The organism is Acinetobacter sp. ANC 3781, from assembly GCF_004331285.1.
GTDB lineage: Bacteria > Pseudomonadota > Gammaproteobacteria > Pseudomonadales > Moraxellaceae > Acinetobacter.
The window spans coordinates 40266-57877 of the sequence record NZ_SJOH01000001.1; the positions used below are offsets into that span (position 1 = coordinate 40266).

The window sequence follows — 17612 nt, forward strand, 5'->3', positions numbered from 1 at the left end:
AATATGAGCAATCTACATAAAATTATCATTGTGGGTGGTGGTGCCGGCGGTTTAGAACTGGCCACCCAACTGGGCAATACTTTAGGTAAAAGTAATAAAGCCAAAATCACCTTGGTAGATCAGAAACTGACCCATATCTGGAAACCGCTATTACATGAAATTGCGGCAGGCACTCTCAATCCACACGCTGAAGAAACCAATTATTTCGCCCATTCTGCCAAACATTATTATGAGTTTGTCTTAGGGAGCTTTATCGAGATCGATCAGAAAAGCAAACAAATCGTTCTTGAAACATCGCAGCGATCCAAACTTGATCGAACTCAAAAAAATATTCGTCTGGATTACGATACCCTCATTATTGCCGTGGGTTCGACTTCGAATGACTTTAATACCGAAGGTGTGAAACAGCACTGTCATTTTCTGGATAGCCGCAAACAGGCAGATGTATTTCAGCAAGATTTATTGCATTTATATTTAGAAGCACAGAACCATGAAATCAGCCGTACCTTAAATATTGCCATTATTGGTGCAGGCGCAACCGGTATCGAACTTGCAGCCGAACTGTATCAAGCCAAGCAGACTTTCTTTAAATATGGGCTAAATAAAATTCATCCGAAAAATGTCAATATTACTGTCATAGAAGCGGCCGACCGGATATTACCTGCGCTTTCTGAAACCATCGCACAGCATACCAGTCATCAATTAGAGCAATTCGGTATTACGGTTTTAACCCAGCATCGGGTATCCAAAGTAGATAACGAGAAAGTCTACTTTGCCGATGGAAACTCTATAGACGCGGACCTGAAAGTCTGGGCGGCAGGGATTAAAGCCCCTGCTGTTCTGGAAAAATTAGAAGACTTTGAAAAAGACAATATTCACCGGCTAAAAGTGTATGCAACGCTGCAAACTTTATCTGACCCGAATGTTTTTGCTTTTGGTGACTGCGCTCATTGCCAACCGGCTGCAGATGAACCTGTACTTGGCCCACGTGCTCAAGTAGCCAGTCAACAGGCTAGTTTCTTGGTCAGAGCCATGAAAGCTCGTATTCAAGGCAAACCACAGCCGATGTTTAAATTTTCCGACAAAGGCTCACTGGTGTCATTAAGTCATAATAAAGCAGTAGGAGAATTACTCGGGCAAGTCAATGTGCAAGGTTTTCTGGCGAAATCAATGTATGTTTCTTTATATCGACTGCATCAAGCCGCGATTCATGGTTATACCCATGCGGGAATTTTGACTGCCAAAGATTTTGTCACAAGAAAAACAGGTCCAAAGATAAAATTGCATTGAAATTTAAAAAACCGCCCCTATTATTAACAAAATGCCATTAAAAATGTAGAAAATGCAGATTTTTGATAATTATGGATCTACAAAATCTGCTTTTCACTTTATGATGTCCCCTTTAAAAATTGAATGGATCAATAACATGACTGCTATTGCAAATGACCTCGTGGTTTCTTTCCACTACACGTTGACTAACGCAGAAGGCGAAACTCTCGACCAATCACAAGGTGAACCACTTGCATATTTGCACGGTGCAGGTAACATCATCCCAGGTTTAGAAAATGCTTTAGAAGGCAAAACTGTTGGTGATAAATTTACTGTAAACGTTCCTGCTGCTGAAGGTTATGGCGAATATAACCCAGAAATGGTTCAAGAAGTTCCTGCTCAAATGTTCCAAGGCGTGGACAACATCCAGCCAGGTATGCAATTCCAAGCTCAAACCGATGATGGCGTGCAAATCGTGACTGTTAAAGCAGTTGAAGGCGACACAATCGTTGTGGATGCTAACTTCCCGCTTGCTGGTCAAGACTTAACTTTCGAAGTTGAAATTGTTGAAATTCGTGAAGCTTCTGCTGAAGAATTAGAACACGGTCATGTACACGGCGCGGGTGGTCACCACCACTAAGATCGGTACAGATCAAAAAAGGCAAAGTTTTACTTTGCCTTTTTTTATTGGCTTAATTTTTTTATAACCCGTTCAATTATTTTAGAAAATTTCAGTGTGTTGAGTAAGTTTAGTAATATTTCTATAACTAGCTCATTTGTTTTAAACGCTGCATATCAATAATACGAGTTTGGCTATAACTCCACTCTACAATGCGTTGTTGGATAAAATATTGCAGTTGCTTATTTAAGGTTGGTCGGAACACCTGCCATCACGGCAACTTTGACTTTTTATAGACCGCATAAAAATCACAAATTAGCGTTTTTTGCTGTAAAAATAGTACCCAATTAAACACCGCATACCTTTTCACCTAATCACTGACTTTAAACTTACCGTCACTAAGCAGCTAACCGATCTGCATATACCCACACAATAACATCTACCTATCACCCAATTTTTGTTGAGAAAATAAAATCTATTGTTGCGTTAAATGGAAGCTTTTGGATAATCCTCAATAATGCTGATGTCGGTATGCCAAGTGTCTGCTTTGCCACCACGTGAATCCAGCTCAAGCTTATGGACTGTTCCATTTTTTACCGGCACTGTTGAATGGTTCAAAGGCGCCTACTAATGCAGTAAAGCCTTCTTCCTGTTCATCATCGGTTAAATGCTGATGATTTTTAAAGAAATAGCTTAGCACTTGAAAGATAATTTGATTCCTTCAATTTCTGTACCAATGCGACAGGTAATCGGTTTCACTTGAATAGGTTGATATTAGTAATTTGGACATAGGAATTTATTTGAGTTTGACTCATGGCTATTCCTTATATTTCAATTATTATTGCCAGCTTTTGTTGAAATATAGTCTGCCCTTAATATGCCCTAAACACTGCCAAAGCTTTGACAGTGATCAACACAATACGTGCTGAAGTGTTGAAGTTTTCTGATTTAGACAGTGATCTTTTAGCAGCCACTTCAGTAAAATAAGCAAAAAAATTTGAGCTTAAAGTTACCCATTAAAAAAGCCCCTAAATATGGGGCTATTTATTCAAAACGATTATAGATAATCGCCTTCACGTTCTGGCTGATACAACACTTTTTCAATCTTCACTTTCATTAAATGACCATCTGGCTGTGGCCATTCAATTTCCTGTCCTTCTGCCAGTCCCAAAATTGCTGCGCCTACCGGTGCAAGTATATTGACTTGGCCTTTTTCACCGCGAAAATCATGTGGATAAACCAGGGTAATATCCGTAGATTCACTAGCGGGTGCAATGATAATACGCACACGCGCATTCATAGTGACTACATTTTGAGGGACATCTTGGGGAGCCACTACATCAGCACGGGCAATTTCGTCTTCAAGATGCTGCATCGTTGGACTCAGTTTAGATTGATGCTCAAGCATGGTTTCTAAACGCTGAAGATCCTGTTGTGAAATAATAATTGTTGGTCTAGCCATTTACCTGTTCCTTTGAAAGAAAGATGTCATTACAGCAATAGCAAAATGAGTTATATCTTTTATGGAGTATTATTCTGTTATAGCAGAAATATAATATTTGAAGAATATGACCTTTAATCATATATAAAAAAAGCCCCCTTGAGGGGGGCTTTCTCAAGTCTTTAACTTATTTTGCGTAAACAGGGAATTTAGCACATACAGCAGCAACTTTTTCTTTAACCGCAGCAATTACCGCTTCGTCGCCTTTGGCATCTAGAATGTCAGCAATCCAACCTGCTAGGTCACGTACTTCAGCTTCACCGAAACCACGTGTTGTTACAGCTGGAGTACCAATACGGATACCAGAAGTTACGAACGGAGAACGTGGGTCATTTGGTACAGCATTTTTGTTCACAGTAATGTGAGCAGCACCTAACCAAGCATCCGCTTCTTTACCAGTCACGTCTTGTTTGATCAATGACAGTAAGAATAAGTGGTTTTCAGTACCGCCAGATACTACATCATAACCACGTGCGATCAATACTTCAGCCATTGCTTTAGCATTTACCACAACTTGTTTTTGATATTCTTTGTATTCAGGAGTCATTGCTTCTTTAAAGCAGATTGCTTTAGCTGCAATAGCATGAACCAATGGACCACCTTGGTTACCTGGGAATACTGCAGATTGAAGTTTTTTCTCAATTTCTTCATTTGCTTTCGCAAGGATTAAACCTGAACGTGGGCCACGAAGTGTTTTATGTGTTGTAGTCGTAGTAACGTCAGCAATTTGTACTGGGCTTGGGTAGACACCCGCAGCAACCAGACCAGCAACGTGAGCCATGTCTACAAACAGGTAAGCACCCACTTTATCCGCGATTTCACGGAAACGTTGCCAGTCAACAATTTGGCTATATGCAGAGAAACCAGCTACGATCATGCGTGGCTTGTGCTCTACAGCTAAACGTTCAACTTCTTCGTAATCGATCTCGCCAGTTTCAACATTTAAGCCGTACTGAATCGCGTTATATGTTTTACCAGAGAAGCTAACTTTTGCACCGTGAGTCAAGTGACCACCGTGAGCCAAGCTCATACCCAAAACTGTGTCGCCTGGATTAAGAAGCGCTAGGTAAACAGCAGAGTTTGCTTGTGAGCCGGCATGTGGCTGAACGTTAGCATAGTCAGCACCAAAGAGTTCTTTAGCACGGTCAATCGCCAATTGTTCGATGATGTCTACATATTCGCAACCGCCATAATAGCGTTTACCAGGGTAGCCTTCCGCATATTTGTTAGTGAGTTTTGAGCCTTGAGCTTCCATAACTGCTGGAGAGCAATAGTTTTCAGAAGCGATTAGCTCGATGTGCGCTTCTTGGCGCTCACCTTCAGCATCAATTGCTTTAGCTAATTCTGGGTCGAATTCAGAAATCGAGATATTGGCAAACATTAGCGAGGTCCTATAAATTAGGGCTTTTAAGCCGTGCTAAGATTGGCGCGTATTGTAGCATGAAGTTTATAAATATCGAGAATGAACTTTGTTCAGTTTTAAATAAAAATAGCTCATGTTTAATTAAAAACATGAGCTATTTATGTCAATGCAAGTTATTGAATTGGCATTAGAGATTTTACATCTGCAATAATATTAGGAATATTTAAAACATAGACTGTTCCATGATCCCACTTCGTTGCACCTGATTCATCTGTCAAATAACGAATACTGGTGTTTTGTTTTATAGCTGAAGAATAAAGAATATCGGTCACTTGTTTAGGAACAGTAGTATCCAGCGATCCCTGATAAATAATGACTGGTGTTGAAACTTTAACCTGAAGTGGCTGCGAGCCTTTTTCTAAGAAAGTTTTAACCACTGGAATACTCATAAAATCCGTTTGAGTGCGTGGGTAATTATCTACTGAACCATTTATAGTTGCGTAATCCTTCATTCCTTTACCAAATTTCTGTCCCAACACATCATAGCAATCAACTTCAGCATTCTTCGCAATATTATCTGTTGGAGATTTAAAAATCTGACTGTATTGCAAACTAGGATTTGGATTACGCAGCCCTGCTGTAATTAATGCAGTAAATGTATCTAAAGATGCCAAAGCTGTAATTTTTTTATTCAGGTCAGTTTCTTTTCCCGCTGCACTTTCCCCACCTGCCAAAACAAGAGGAAGATTGGAAGCTGGAGCGAGAGCCACAGTTCCTTTATATACCAAATTAGAGGCGCGTGAAGCATATTGAGCTGCCCCTAATGCTGCATGTCCGCCTTGTGAGTGTCCTACCGCCATCCATTGATTAGATACTTTTACCCCCAAATAATTACGTGCAGCAACCACTGCGTCAGTAATAGAATAAGCCTCGCTTTTTAAATTCAAGAAAGGATGAAGCTCATTACCACTTGGCTCGCCCAAGCCTTCATAATCAGGGGCCACCACCACATAACCTGCACTTAAAAGTTGAGCAATCATTACTTCAATATTTGAATTCAGTTTACTTCGACTCGGTGCACATTGATCTGCCACGCCAGTTGTACCATGTGCCCAAACCACAATTGGCCAACCTTTTGCAGGTGCAGGTGTTTTCGGTGTAATTACCAATGAAGTCGCTTGAACTTCCTTGCCGTTAACCCCCAACATTTTATAAGTCATCACCACACTTTCACCAGCAGCAATACTACTCGCTGTATATGGGACAGGTGTGCTCACAACTGGATTTTGAATATTATTGACCGGAATTCCATTATCCGGACCATTGAAGACTGAATCCCCATCTCCACTTCCACATGCAGTTAAAAATATGACCGAACTACTCATTAACACTGTTAGCAATGTTTTTTTCATGTGCATTTCCTTATACATTTTTTGTTGTGATGATTTAAGTATCATGAAGATAAGAATTATTACCTTTATTCTTAATTTTAAACAATGTAATTTCAGATTAAATAAACACAATAAAATTGAATAATTTTTTATCCAATCTAAGTCATTGATTTTTACTACCTTCCATCCACCAAATTTACAAATATACAACAATTTAGGTTTGGTAAAATACAAACTTATTCATCTTATTTTTATTAAATTCTATTTATTTAAATTGAACAACTATTAAAAAAATAAAATTTATTAAATAAGTTAGTATCGTTATTTCTCTCGATTCATTACGAACAAATTTTTCTTAAGCTTTATTTAAAACCATGATCAAAATAAGAGCATTTGAACCCCTAAAACCAATAAATCAAGCTAACATCAAAGTGAATTTTTACAGTTACTCAAACAACTCTTTATCAATCCTGACATCGCTATCAAGCAACAAGGTTTTACTCTTTTAGATCGTGCCTCTATGCCATGTGCATATTTGAATACCGTGATGACACTCAAGCTATTAAATTGATGAATCATGAAGTGGAGTGCCTTTGTATCTATATAAAGGTCTAATTTCGGTTGAAGAATTAAAACAAGACTATTTAAACATCATCTCTAGAAAGAAATAAGAAAGAATAACTCAAAGTCGCTGTTTTCGGTTTGTGTCTGCACATTTGAAAGTGTTAAATTTATTTAAACTTTCGCTACAGTTATGGATCAGGTCATGCAAGCAATTATTCTCGATACAGAAACCCATACACTAAATGGACAGCCGATTGAGATTGCCTATGCACCTGTTCAAATCGATGAAGGCAAACTGACTCTCGATAAAACACAAATTTTTGATCAACTGTATAGCGTAGATGAACCCATTTCTTATGCAGCAATGGCAGTACATCATATTTTGGAATCGGAATTAGTCGATCAACCTCACTATAAGACTTTCAAGCTTCCTAGCGATACCATTTATATTATTGGCCATAACATTGATTACGATATTCGCGCTCTGGAAAAATGTGGCGTAGATTCCAAACATATTAAAGCCATTTGTACGCTTGCACTTGCACGCTTAGTTTGGCCAGATGCAGAAGCACATAATATTTCTGCGCTCATTTATATGATTACCAAAGGCAGCGCAAAAGCCCGCGAAATGATTAAAAAAGCACATCGTGCCGATATGGATATTATTTTGACCGCAAATATTTTGATGCATGAAATTCATCATCTAAAAATTCAAAGTCTTGAAGAACTTTATAAAGTATCTGAAGATGCCCGTATTCCACGTAGTATTAATTTTGGCAAACATCGTGGAACTGCTATCACCGATTTACCTGCGGATTATATGCAGTGGCTGCTTCGTCAAGAAGACCTAGACCCTTACTTACGTAAGGCAATCGAAAACGCAAAAATCGTTACCTTATAATCTTTTGATTTGTAATATTTTTTACATATTATTGTCATTATTGCCGACTACAATCTGCCTTAATTTATTTTGGAGAGTAAATTAAGGTATGTCTCAATATCACAAAACCGACTTAGGCATTGCAAGTTTAAAACAGCGTTCAATGGATTTGAATGCTCGCCAACGTAGACTATTACTTTTAATTGGCACCGAAGATTTTAATCTCCTTAACGAGCAATTTAAAAATCGGATTGCGCCATTAGAATTGCTCGAACAATTGCTAGATATGGGATTAATTACTTGTTCTCTCCCAGAGCAAGCTCAAACGCCGCCTTCTTCAGCTACACTTGTGAGTGAAATTGAAACCCATCTCATCACTCAAACCTCAACACTTGCAGAGAAGTTTGCCGAACCTATTACTACGTCTAACACTTCTTCTATTTCATCCAGTAATGACAATTCTCAAGCAATAGAAACGCCGAATGAAATCATAGAAGTTATTATGGATGCTCTGGATTTTGAAGAAGTTAAACAATTAATGGCTCATCTACTCCAGCAAAACTGCGGCTTAATGGCAAAACAACTAATTAATCGCATCTTACAAACCCAAGATTTACGCAGTTTAAAACTGTGTCAAATGCAATGGTTTACAGCGTTACAAGAAAGCCGTATTGCTCCAGCAGAATTGAAGCAAAATTTACAGCAAATCAACTACTCTCTACAAAAGCTGAATGCTGTATAAAAATTAAGAGTATTTTCCTGTTTCATAATTCATTTCACGTCTTAGCTAGACCTGTGTTATGAAATTTTATTCTTATAAAACAATTAGATTTACTCTCCCATAAGTATGGGCATGTCTTCACAAGCAGAAAAGTTTCTTTTTATTACGACTTTTGCTCAATAGTCTCGATTCTCTAAAAACGCCATATAGTAGGTATTTTAAGGGAATTGATTATGTCGTCTCTAGGTTATTTGGAATTTGATGCAGCTGACAATCCCAGGTATTTAAAAAAAGTAGGCAATTGGGTGCTGACATTTTTAAATTCCAGAGATGAATTGATCAATATCCAACTTGCAATGACCAGTGTTCTTCCCCGCCAAGTGGGTGAAAACCTTCAGCCCCTTCGAATTATTATTGAGCAAACAGAAATTGAGAGTCGCTGGTTGATCCAGCAGATTGAATGTTATGACAGTACACAAGCTAAGGATGAAAAGTTTAGCTGTAATGATGAAATTGGAATTAAAGTCATTCAAAGCATTATTCAAGAATTTAAAAAATATGATGTAGATATTGATTTGTTATAAGTTTTAGCCCTTGGCTCACTTCGGTGAGCTTTTTTTATTTATTTCCTCAAGAAAGAATTACCTTTAGGTAAATATAAAGCAGATAAAATGGGGCTAATTTAAAAACCCACCCTGTTAATGAGTTCTTTGTATATCATGCTTTGATTTGAATTCACCCAATCATTCACCATATTTGCGTCACTCGATAATCCGATAAATACTATCCGAATTACGACTTTCAAAGAGCAGCTCAATACTGGGACGTATAATTTCCCCCTCTATAATAATATGTTCAATTCTTTGAAATATTGAAAGCTTATTCAACTCAGTATTTTCAGGAAGATCCCGAAGTAATGCCTGCACTTCATGTATCTTACTAAACTGGTCTTTTACCTTTAGCTCAATCATTTGCGTCATCAAATTTCTCTACTTATTTTATTTAACAGATCTTTTATAACATACCTTCTGCTATTAACATTCGTTAGAAATGTTAGATTTTTTGGCAATGTAATTTTTTATAAATAGATATTTGGAATTTATTTTAATTAATACAAACATATTAATTAAACCTGTATTGCTGATGAGTTCATAGAGCAGTGTAGAGAGCTTTTCAAATCCAAGAAAATCAAAATAAAAAAAGCCCACATTTCTGCGGGCTTTTATGTTGGAAGGCTAGTGCTGATTTCTTGTTTCAACCTAAGGTTGTAAACTCAACGAGCTGTCATTGATCCGTCCAACCTCTTTGTAGCGTCTTTAACGACCTACTGTAGAGTTAATATATTCCTGTAAGTTTTATCTAACAAGACACGATTACATTTACAGGACAATTGTGCAAAAAAAATACTATTGATGATTATAAAATTTAGTAAATTATTAGCTAGCTTCCAACAAAGATCATTACTCATTTAAATCGAGTAAAATGCCTTAGGGTTTTTAATGAGTCTGACTCACTATTATTTCAATTAATTTTAAGTGACTTATATCGATCTCTTGGCAATAAAAAATTAAGTTTATTTATTAAAAATTATTTTTCTAGTTGTGGTTTCAATTTTATTTTCTGGCTGTGTTTATCCCATTCAAAATCGGTTATCCAATTTTCTATTATAAAAAGAAGAATACCGTATCGACATTCACTGCATCATTCAAATAGGGTATGGACTTCCTATACACTCGCGGTGGTCCTGGTGATCATTCTGACTACCATTACTGATAACAACGTCAATCTTTCCACAATACAGGATCATTGGAGTAAATGACGGCGGTCAAGCAGCTATCCTTGATGACACTATTTATATTGAACCCAATATCTGTGTAATTGACAATATGCCTATTATTGGAAACCATACCACCCTTGGCGCAGGCAATATGGTGATAAAAGATATTCCTGAAAATGCAACTGCAGTCGGTAACTATGCCAGAGTTATTAATTATAACCATGCTGGCAAATCAGTGAGCAGCCATTTGCCTGTAAAATTCTGAGCAATAAAAAAGAAGGCTTTTGCCCTCTTGTTCAATCTTTACATGATGGTGGCTTTTTCTGTTTGAGCCTGATCAATCGTATCTTCATAAGGTTTGATGGCTTTGGCCACACGTGAATCGCATGCAGCTTCAGCATCCTGAAGCTTTCCGCTTAAGTGGTTTGTATAAACTAACTGTCCAAGACAGATAAAAGAAAGGACCTCAATTGCGATCCAGTATTTGAATTTCCAAACTATTGTCCATATCATCTGAGGGATACCTCTTTTTCTTTTGCGCAACAATCAACTAAGCCTTACAAAATTTTACCACCACCTTTATTCCAAACAGTGAATTGCTCTGCAGCACCTTGATAATCGCCCGCATTCAATTTTTTAAGCAGTGTTGATTTTTCAAAAGTAGCTGTGCCAATGTTGTATGTGAGCGATACAAGTGAATCAAACTGGTTTTGTGTAAGTGGCACTTTAACTAAATCATTAACTGTTTTTTCAAAGCGTTTTAGATCATGCGCTTTAAATTGTTTAGCTTGCTGCAGTGTACAGGTATCGCCTTACCGCTAAGTTCAGACATCAAACCTGAGTCAATAATGAAGTTTGGTTTCTTTGTATATCCACCCATAAAAACCTCTGAATCCCCAAAAAAAGCTTTGATAAACCTTAAAAATTTGTTGAACTTACTGCTATGTTCATTTTCTTTTCGCTGTTGAATTTGAATTAAAAAGCCTGATCTCAGAAATTAGACTTTTTCTCGTTGTATAGCTGACAAATACTTTGCACACTTATTTCATGGCTTTACGCAAAGACTGGATTTTGTGTTCAATCTCTTCCAGGATGCGATCCGTCTCATCCATTTCTGAAGGTGTCATCACACCATCTTCCAAAGCAGATAAAACCTGCTTATTTGCTGAACCGTTCCCGACATTTATTCCTAATAGCGATTCAAGAACACCCAGTTGATGATTTTTGCCTTCCGCCTGATCTACTGGAACCAGCATGAAATCCAATTTATGCGCCCACACTTTTAAAGAAATGGGGTTTTGGGTGTAACTCAACATTGCTTCAAATGCTTTTAGACTCGGCAAACGGTTTTCCATATTTGGATTGGCATAATTCAAAATCGTGTTATGAGATACGCCTATCACATCAGCAATTTCTTTCGGAGTAATAACGTTAGATTGATACACCATCTTGTGTAAAGCAATTTTAGTTTCTTTCGATATATTCATGTGAATCCTTGAATTTTTTCACGTTTCCTTGAAACGATAATCTGGTGATAATTGGTTTAAGCGGTTAAGGTTTCCAAATTTGCCTTTACTCTGGATCTGAAGGATTGCTTGAGTTGATGCTAGAATTTCATAAGAGCGCCATTTACTAATTGCTCCACGTGTTTTTTTAAAACTCGCGCTAGATTCGCATCACTCTCTGCTCCGTAATGGTCCTTAACCTCATCTACGGTCATATCGTTCACCTTAATAAATCAAAAGTTTCTCCAAGTAAACAATAAGTTTCTTTTTGGGTCGATAATCTTGTTTACTATTGGAAACAAAAGTTATGGGTATTTATGCAATGAGCAGCGTTTCTGAACGTATCTTGATGAGAATGAAGGAACTTAACCTTCAGCAAGTTGATTTGATTGGAGCTACTGGCCTTAGCAAAGGCACGGTCTCTAAATGGATCTCGGGTATGAATACGCCGAGCGGTAAGAATATTACCTCTCTTGCAAGAGCCTTAAAAACATCACCTGAATGGATTTTAGATGGAGTATCAGCTTCCGAAAAAAGCAATGCAGATATAGCTAAGATGGAAGTTGGCATATATCAGGATGGAGACCCGATTCCAGATGGGTATATTGCTATTGATTATTATGATGATGTATTTGTTAGTGCAGGAAATGGTTACTTGAATCTAGAAAAACCAAGTGATAATAAAATGTTATTTCCTGTTGACCTGATTAAAGAGTGTAATGTCGAATCCTCTACAACCAAAGTAATTCACGTTCGTGGCGAAAGCATGTTTCCTAAATTGAAGGATGGACAAGCCATATCAATTGATATGTCTGCCAGAACTATTTATGACGGTGAAATTTATGCTTTTCAGGTTGGAGATGACACCAAAATTAAATATCTATTCAATTGGAATGAGCAAGGCAAAGGTGGGTTTAAGGCTGTCTCAGCAAATTCTGATAAAAATCAATTCCCCGATGAGTACTACTCTCCCCATCGCATTGAATCGGAAGGTCTATCTATATTGGGTCAATATTGGTGGAAACAGGTTGTAAAGCGAATTCGACGCTAATAAAAACTGATACCCATACACTTAAACCGAAACGGCTTTGATCGACTGCTGGCTAGTTGGAAAAGTTGTTGGCTTGTATAGAAAATTTTAATAAACAAAAAGCCGCTATATTCGGCCTATTCACGTAATGAGAATGATTAATGAGTAAAGAATATAATTCCCTTGAGATAAGTAAATACAGCGAGCTAAGCAGTGATGAGCAAAATGCTATTCATAAAATGCTTATCTCTTATGTACGTACAAATGATTTCTACAATATTGTCCTACTCCATGATAGTGATCCTTACGACTTGGTCAAACTTGTAAGTATTAGCTTCGAGAATCAAGATGCTGCAATCTGGGTTCACTTTGAGACTATTACTGCTGAGAGACTGACCATGCCTCTCGATTTTATTTCAAGAATAGAATTATGTAATGAGAAAGAACTTTCAAATGCTACGAACCTGAGGCGATTTGAGTTTTTTTAGGTTGTCTCTGGATGTTTGAAAAGCGAGTCACCGGTGAGTTGGGGTGCTGACTTTTAAAATAATAAAAGCCGCAATCCTAGCCAAAACTTTTAGCGCGGATGGAGGAAAATGTTCATCTACTTAGCAAAGAGATCTTATCCAAATCTAATATTAAAATTTATGCTTTTCATTCTGAAGATGGAGGTGCATCAAGAATATTTGAAATATTAAAGGTAGGTCAGTATTCCGTTTTTTAAATCAACCCATCACTGTGATGGGTTTTCTTTTCTCAACTTTCCCTTATAATTCATTCACCCATAACTAGAAAAATCAATTATGAAAACTAAAATATTTATAACTACTCTTTTCCTTATCTCTCTTACTGGCTGTGAAAAATCCAAGCCGACAACATCCGAGCCATCGAGTGATACCACTATCACAGCTCAATTTGAGCAATCAAATGATAAAATCCATCAATTTATAGACCAACTCGACGATCCAGATACTCCGCAAGATGTTCGTATTCAGATTCTATATAAAGACTACTCTACTGAATACAAAACCAATTACCTGCCATCACTAATGAAGCTATCACCAGGTGAATACACGGAAGGTAAATTGATAAATGATTTAGACATAGCATTAGGTTATTACAAGAAAAAAGACAATATTCAATGTTAAAATTGAACTATATTTCTATAATCAATATTGATGAAGTACTGAATGCTCAAGACCGAATTTTTAGTGGGCTTTCTATATGTAACTATATTAATTCTAAAAGACTTAAAAGATAACTTCTCAAAAAACAGATCAATTAATAAATAGAAAATGAAAACTCGAAGAGGGAATAATTTTTCGATTATGACAAAAGAAAACTGCACTTAAAATTAAGCATAAAAGTGCACTTACTGTAAGCTGAAATGGTCTCATTTTCTTTATTATAAAGTTAAAAAAGTACCAGTAAAGCTACATCAAAATCTCAAAAAATCAATTGCTTATTTTTTATTTTATGTGATTAGTTTAGTATTTTTAAGTAAATAAAAAACATTTATTAAAAAATTAAACTAACATATATTACCAGTTTCTTATGGAATTCACTTCTCGGCAAACCTCTGTTTGATTGCGAAAATTGAGCGAATGAGGATATGGTAGATCCTTTTTAAGCAGGTCTTTGAAGGTATATGTTTTTTCTCTTCTATAGCCTCTATGCTTGAGGTTCGACCATTACGTTAATATCTGATTTATTACATCCCGCCATTCTCACTATCATAGATAGTACTATTTTCTTTTTATTGAATACCCCTTGACCACAAGAAACCTTACACTAATTTTTAATATAGGAACTTTTTCAATACTGTTTTTTAATGTTATTTTTACATTAATTATTCAACTTTTTTAGTAATATCATCGAAAGAAATTCATTACTATTTCATAATCCAAATCCCTTATCGATACGAGGTTTTTTTACCAAAAAATCACTCTTATTTCACCCCCCTTCTGATGGGTTTTCTTTTTTCTGTTAAAAATAAAGATATATTTCATATATACCTTTAGATTATACTGATTGAGTACTCAACTATCTAATTACATTATGATATTTAATCTTTTCTTACTTATAGTGAATATTCTCGCCATAGTGGGAATAGTTTTATTTTTTAATAAAAAATAAAAAACTTAAACACAGCTTAAAAGTGGGTTTTTTATTGATTTAAGTTTATAATTCAAGCTCTAATAACTAAAAAATATAGTCATGAAGAAGGCAGTACTTACTACCCTACTCTTAGTGTTGAATTTAACTGCTTGCGAAGAACACAAGTTAGACTCGATTGATTCGCCCTTACATTCTACTTCGTTTGATAGACCAGAAAGTCTTTTCAGCGTGTATATAGAAAAATTAGACTCTGAGTTTAACCACCCAAAGGTTCAATATCGTAATCTATGTAGCGGTTATTCTTATGATTATAAAACTAATTATTTACCCAATTTACTCAAGTTTGCTTCTAATAATTATGATGAGTTAGGCCTTATAGCTGACTTAAATATAGTTTTGGAAAATTACAAAAGCACAGGGATAACTCGCTGTTAACATCTTAAGAATTTTATAAAACCCACCATTGAGTGGGTTTTCTTTTGTCTCATCAAATAATGAACAGTCCCGCTTTTATTAGTGGAATATTCAGTAATTTCAGGTAGAGTAAATTCAACGTTTAAAGCTTTTTTAAAGACCACTTACCTTCATATTGTCTTATAAGACCGTAATTTAGATTTTGGAATACAGACACCTAACCTGAATGCATAAAAGATAGGCCTATAATGAATAATATTAACTTTAAGAATTTTGAAGAAGCAGGACAAGCTATTTTAAAATTCTTGTCTCAACGCTTTGGATTTAAGTTATGGATGATTACTCGTACAGAGGGTGATGATTGGATCGTACTACTAAGTGAAGATAATGGTTATAACATTAAGCCAGGACAAGTATTTCATTGGGCAGACTCATTTTGCTCACACATGGTACAAAATAACGCGCCTCGTATTGTTCCCTACTCGCCTGATATTCAAGTCTATACGGACGCACCAATAAATAAGCTTGTTACTATTAAAGCATATATTGGCCAGCCCCTTTTTAAAGAAGATGGATCCCTTTTCGGCACTCTCTGTGCAATTGATCCTGAACCTCAGTCTAAAATTCTTCTTGAAGATGCTCCATTATTCGAGCTAATAGCAAAAGTACTTAGTTATACTATTCAAGCTGAATTAAAAACAGCTGAATACATACGTAAAGCCGAACGTTTTGAAGTGGAAGCGTTATCCGACCCAATGACTGGGCTTTTTAACCGTCGTGCTTGGGATCAGTTAATTCATTTAGAAGAAGAACGCTGCAAACGCTATGGCCATCCTACTGCTGTAATAATGATAGATCTTAATGGCCTAAAGGTCACAAATGATACCTTAGGTCATGCTGCAGGAGATGAGCTAATCCGAAGGATGGCTTTAACTCTAAAAGACATTGTACGTAGTAATGATATTGTCGCTCGCTTAGGTGGTGACGAATTTGCTGTACTAAGTATAGAAACTAATTTGGAAAGTGCCGAGAAACTTGTTATTAGAATTCAGGATGCATTTTCACATGCCAATATTAGTGCCGCAATTGGGCTTGCAATGCGAAATCCGACATATGGGCTTTCTGCAGCGATAGAGGCAGCTGATATAAAAATGTATAAAAATAAAGCTTTAATTAAATCTAAATATATTAACTAATAGAAAGCTGCGAACCCGAGCGGCTATTGGATCGGCTGGAGAAAATAAGTGGATATGATTTGTGTTAGATCTAGCTCAATAAATGCTGTGGGATACAATCCAGATACCAATCATCTGTATATTAAGTTTAATAATAATCCCAAAACCTACACTTTTTATAATCTTCCCTTTCAGATCTACAATGAACTAAGGGCGGCGGCATCTAAAGGTCGTTATTATCATAGAAACATCGAGGGCCGCTACAAAGGTTGTTATTTAGCAATTTCGCTATTTTATCAATCTGCTGTATTTGTTGATTATGATCAATGCGCCAATATATTTCGTCTTCATTGGCATCTACACTATCGGTGGTAATGGTATCGTTGCAAGCGCTTAAGATCAGCTGAACACTAACCAAAATTTTTCGGATATTTGCTAATTCTGATTCAATTAGAACCATCTCAAAGATTCCAATCAACCCACCCCTGTGATGGGTTTTCTTTTGTTTATTAAAATATTAAGTTTCTATAAGGAATAATAGGTTTCTTTTAACAAACTTTATTCTTGATTAAAAAGTTTCTTTTTATAAACTAAATCTCATAAACAAAGAAAAGCACAACGTAGTTTGAGCTACTTGGAGCCAGACCCACGCCTTCGAGTGAGTGAAATAATTATGAGTACACATCCTTCCCACAGTCAAACACCAAGTTTTAGCACTAACAAAAGTCAAACGCCTGTGATTCTTCACTGCGAACCGACATACAAAGAAATACATCCTAAACCTTCAAGTATGTTCGCAAATATCAGCGCGTTTCTATTAATCGCAATTACGTTTTTGGCTTTGTCTTACATGTATCTGCCTAGTTTTAAAAAAGAAGTTCAATTTCAAGAAGAATAATCCATTGCTCGTCAAAATCAAAATGCCGGAGTGAATCGCTAATGGCTCCTCTTTTGCCTGCTGCATTTTTAATGAAAACCACGGTTCGGCTTATTACAAAGCACTGGCTTGATTTGAAAAGCCACTGCTAAAAGAAATACTCATTCAGTGCCATGGCAATCAAACCAAAGCTGCTGAAATTGTGGGTCTTAACCGGGGAAACTTCCGAGAAACGATTATTCAACACAAACTTCATAAAGAAGTTAATTAAACCGGTGGTTGGTAATGGATCTACAAATTAAATACCTGTTAACCGAGCCAGAAGGCACCAAACATATTCACTTCCAACTTGTTGGGCCATTTGAAACTTGAATTTTAAACGGCGGTTACCAGGCTAAATTTATTAAA

General features: G+C 36.5%; 19 protein-coding genes and 1 pseudogene. 12 read left to right on the forward strand and 8 right to left on the reverse strand.

Going from position 1 to position 17612, the window contains the following annotated elements:
• Positions 1-3: 3 nt before the first annotated feature.
• On the forward strand, positions 4-1290 hold the full coding sequence (locus E0H89_RS00175; protein ID WP_131213488.1) for an NAD(P)/FAD-dependent oxidoreductase: 1287 nt from the start codon (positions 4-6) through the stop codon (positions 1288-1290).
• A 136-nt stretch (positions 1291-1426) separates the two neighbouring features.
• Positions 1427-1909 carry a peptidylprolyl isomerase gene (slyD, locus tag E0H89_RS00180; protein WP_131213491.1) on the forward strand — a complete coding sequence of 161 codons (483 nt, stop codon included), beginning with the start codon at positions 1427-1429 and terminating at the stop codon, positions 1907-1909.
• Positions 1910-2374: 465 nt separating this feature from the next.
• Here slyD and E0H89_RS16810 read toward each other — a convergent pair whose 3' ends face one another.
• The 4 genes from E0H89_RS16810 to E0H89_RS00195 all read right to left on the reverse strand — a co-directional run bounded on the left by E0H89_RS16810 (position 2375) and on the right by E0H89_RS00195 (position 6164).
• Positions 2375-2506, reverse strand: a complete 132-nt coding sequence (locus tag E0H89_RS16810) for a hypothetical protein (RefSeq protein ID WP_284066403.1) — start codon at positions 2504-2506, stop codon at positions 2375-2377.
• Between the two features lie 439 nt (positions 2507-2945).
• Entirely contained in the window at positions 2946-3350 is a 405-nt protein-coding gene (rnk, locus tag E0H89_RS00185) for a nucleoside diphosphate kinase regulator (RefSeq protein ID WP_131213493.1), read from the reverse strand.
• Between the two features lie 166 nt (positions 3351-3516).
• Positions 3517-4770, reverse strand: a complete 1254-nt coding sequence (gene glyA, locus E0H89_RS00190) for a serine hydroxymethyltransferase (protein WP_131213495.1) — start codon at positions 4768-4770, stop codon at positions 3517-3519.
• A gap of 155 nt (positions 4771-4925) precedes the next feature.
• On the reverse strand, positions 4926-6164 hold the full coding sequence (locus E0H89_RS00195) for an alpha/beta fold hydrolase (RefSeq protein ID WP_131213497.1): 1239 nt from the start codon (positions 6162-6164) through the stop codon (positions 4926-4928).
• A 745-nt stretch (positions 6165-6909) separates the two neighbouring features.
• Here E0H89_RS00195 and E0H89_RS00200 point away from each other — a divergent pair.
• From E0H89_RS00200 to E0H89_RS00210, 3 genes are all read left to right on the forward strand, one after another.
• The gene (locus tag E0H89_RS00200) at positions 6910-7608 is read left to right on the forward strand and encodes an exonuclease domain-containing protein (protein WP_131213499.1); all 699 of its coding nucleotides are present in this window, start codon (positions 6910-6912) and stop codon (positions 7606-7608) included.
• 88 nt (positions 7609-7696) lie between these two features.
• Positions 7697-8329, forward strand: coding sequence for a hypothetical protein (locus tag E0H89_RS00205; protein WP_131213501.1), 633 nt, complete (start codon positions 7697-7699; stop codon positions 8327-8329).
• 212 nt (positions 8330-8541) lie between these two features.
• Entirely contained in the window at positions 8542-8892 is a 351-nt protein-coding gene (locus E0H89_RS00210; RefSeq protein WP_131213503.1) for a hypothetical protein, read from the forward strand.
• A 177-nt stretch (positions 8893-9069) separates the two neighbouring features.
• On the opposite strand, the gene E0H89_RS00215 is transcribed toward E0H89_RS00210, so the two are convergent.
• Positions 9070-9288, reverse strand: a complete 219-nt coding sequence (locus E0H89_RS00215) for a hypothetical protein (protein WP_131213505.1) — start codon at positions 9286-9288, stop codon at positions 9070-9072.
• Between the two features lie 906 nt (positions 9289-10194).
• On the opposite strand from E0H89_RS00215, the gene E0H89_RS16600 reads away from it, so the two are divergent.
• Positions 10195-10350 (forward strand): hypothetical protein, encoded by a 156-nt coding sequence (locus E0H89_RS16600; RefSeq protein WP_284702731.1) that lies wholly within the window; start codon positions 10195-10197, stop codon positions 10348-10350.
• Positions 10351-10388: 38 nt separating this feature from the next.
• On the opposite strand, the gene E0H89_RS00225 is transcribed toward E0H89_RS16600, so the two are convergent.
• The 3 genes and pseudogenes from E0H89_RS00225 to E0H89_RS00235 form a co-directional block, all read right to left on the reverse strand.
• A complete protein-coding gene (locus tag E0H89_RS00225) occupies positions 10389-10598 on the reverse strand; it encodes a hypothetical protein (protein ID WP_131213507.1) in 210 nt (69 codons plus the stop codon).
• Between the two features lie 44 nt (positions 10599-10642).
• A pseudogene (locus E0H89_RS00230) lies at positions 10643-10897 on the reverse strand (lysozyme); the annotation flags it as partial.
• Between the two features lie 228 nt (positions 10898-11125).
• Positions 11126-11572 (reverse strand): phage regulatory CII family protein, encoded by a 447-nt coding sequence (locus tag E0H89_RS00235; protein ID WP_165493987.1) that lies wholly within the window; start codon positions 11570-11572, stop codon positions 11126-11128.
• A 325-nt stretch (positions 11573-11897) separates the two neighbouring features.
• Between E0H89_RS00235 and E0H89_RS00245 the strand changes: the two genes are divergently transcribed.
• The 6 genes from E0H89_RS00245 (at position 11898) to E0H89_RS16605 (ending at position 17475) form a co-directional block, all read left to right on the forward strand.
• Positions 11898-12641 (forward strand): S24 family peptidase, encoded by a 744-nt coding sequence (locus tag E0H89_RS00245; RefSeq protein WP_250697799.1) that lies wholly within the window; start codon positions 11898-11900, stop codon positions 12639-12641.
• Positions 12642-12781: 140 nt separating this feature from the next.
• The gene (locus tag E0H89_RS00250) at positions 12782-13108 is read left to right on the forward strand and encodes a hypothetical protein (protein ID WP_131213511.1); all 327 of its coding nucleotides are present in this window, start codon (positions 12782-12784) and stop codon (positions 13106-13108) included.
• 315 nt (positions 13109-13423) lie between these two features.
• Complete coding sequence (locus tag E0H89_RS00255; protein ID WP_131213514.1) at positions 13424-13768, forward strand: hypothetical protein; 345 nt, start codon at positions 13424-13426, stop codon at positions 13766-13768.
• Between the two features lie 1632 nt (positions 13769-15400).
• The gene (locus tag E0H89_RS00260) at positions 15401-16348 is read left to right on the forward strand and encodes a sensor domain-containing diguanylate cyclase (protein WP_131213516.1); all 948 of its coding nucleotides are present in this window, start codon (positions 15401-15403) and stop codon (positions 16346-16348) included.
• Positions 16349-16402: 54 nt separating this feature from the next.
• Positions 16403-16702: a KTSC domain-containing protein gene (locus E0H89_RS16875; RefSeq protein ID WP_350416973.1), complete on the forward strand. Its 300-nt coding sequence runs from the start codon at positions 16403-16405 to the stop codon at positions 16700-16702.
• A 647-nt stretch (positions 16703-17349) separates the two neighbouring features.
• Complete coding sequence (locus E0H89_RS16605; protein WP_284702732.1) at positions 17350-17475, forward strand: helix-turn-helix domain-containing protein; 126 nt, start codon at positions 17350-17352, stop codon at positions 17473-17475.
• The last annotated feature ends 137 nt before the right edge of the window (positions 17476-17612 follow it).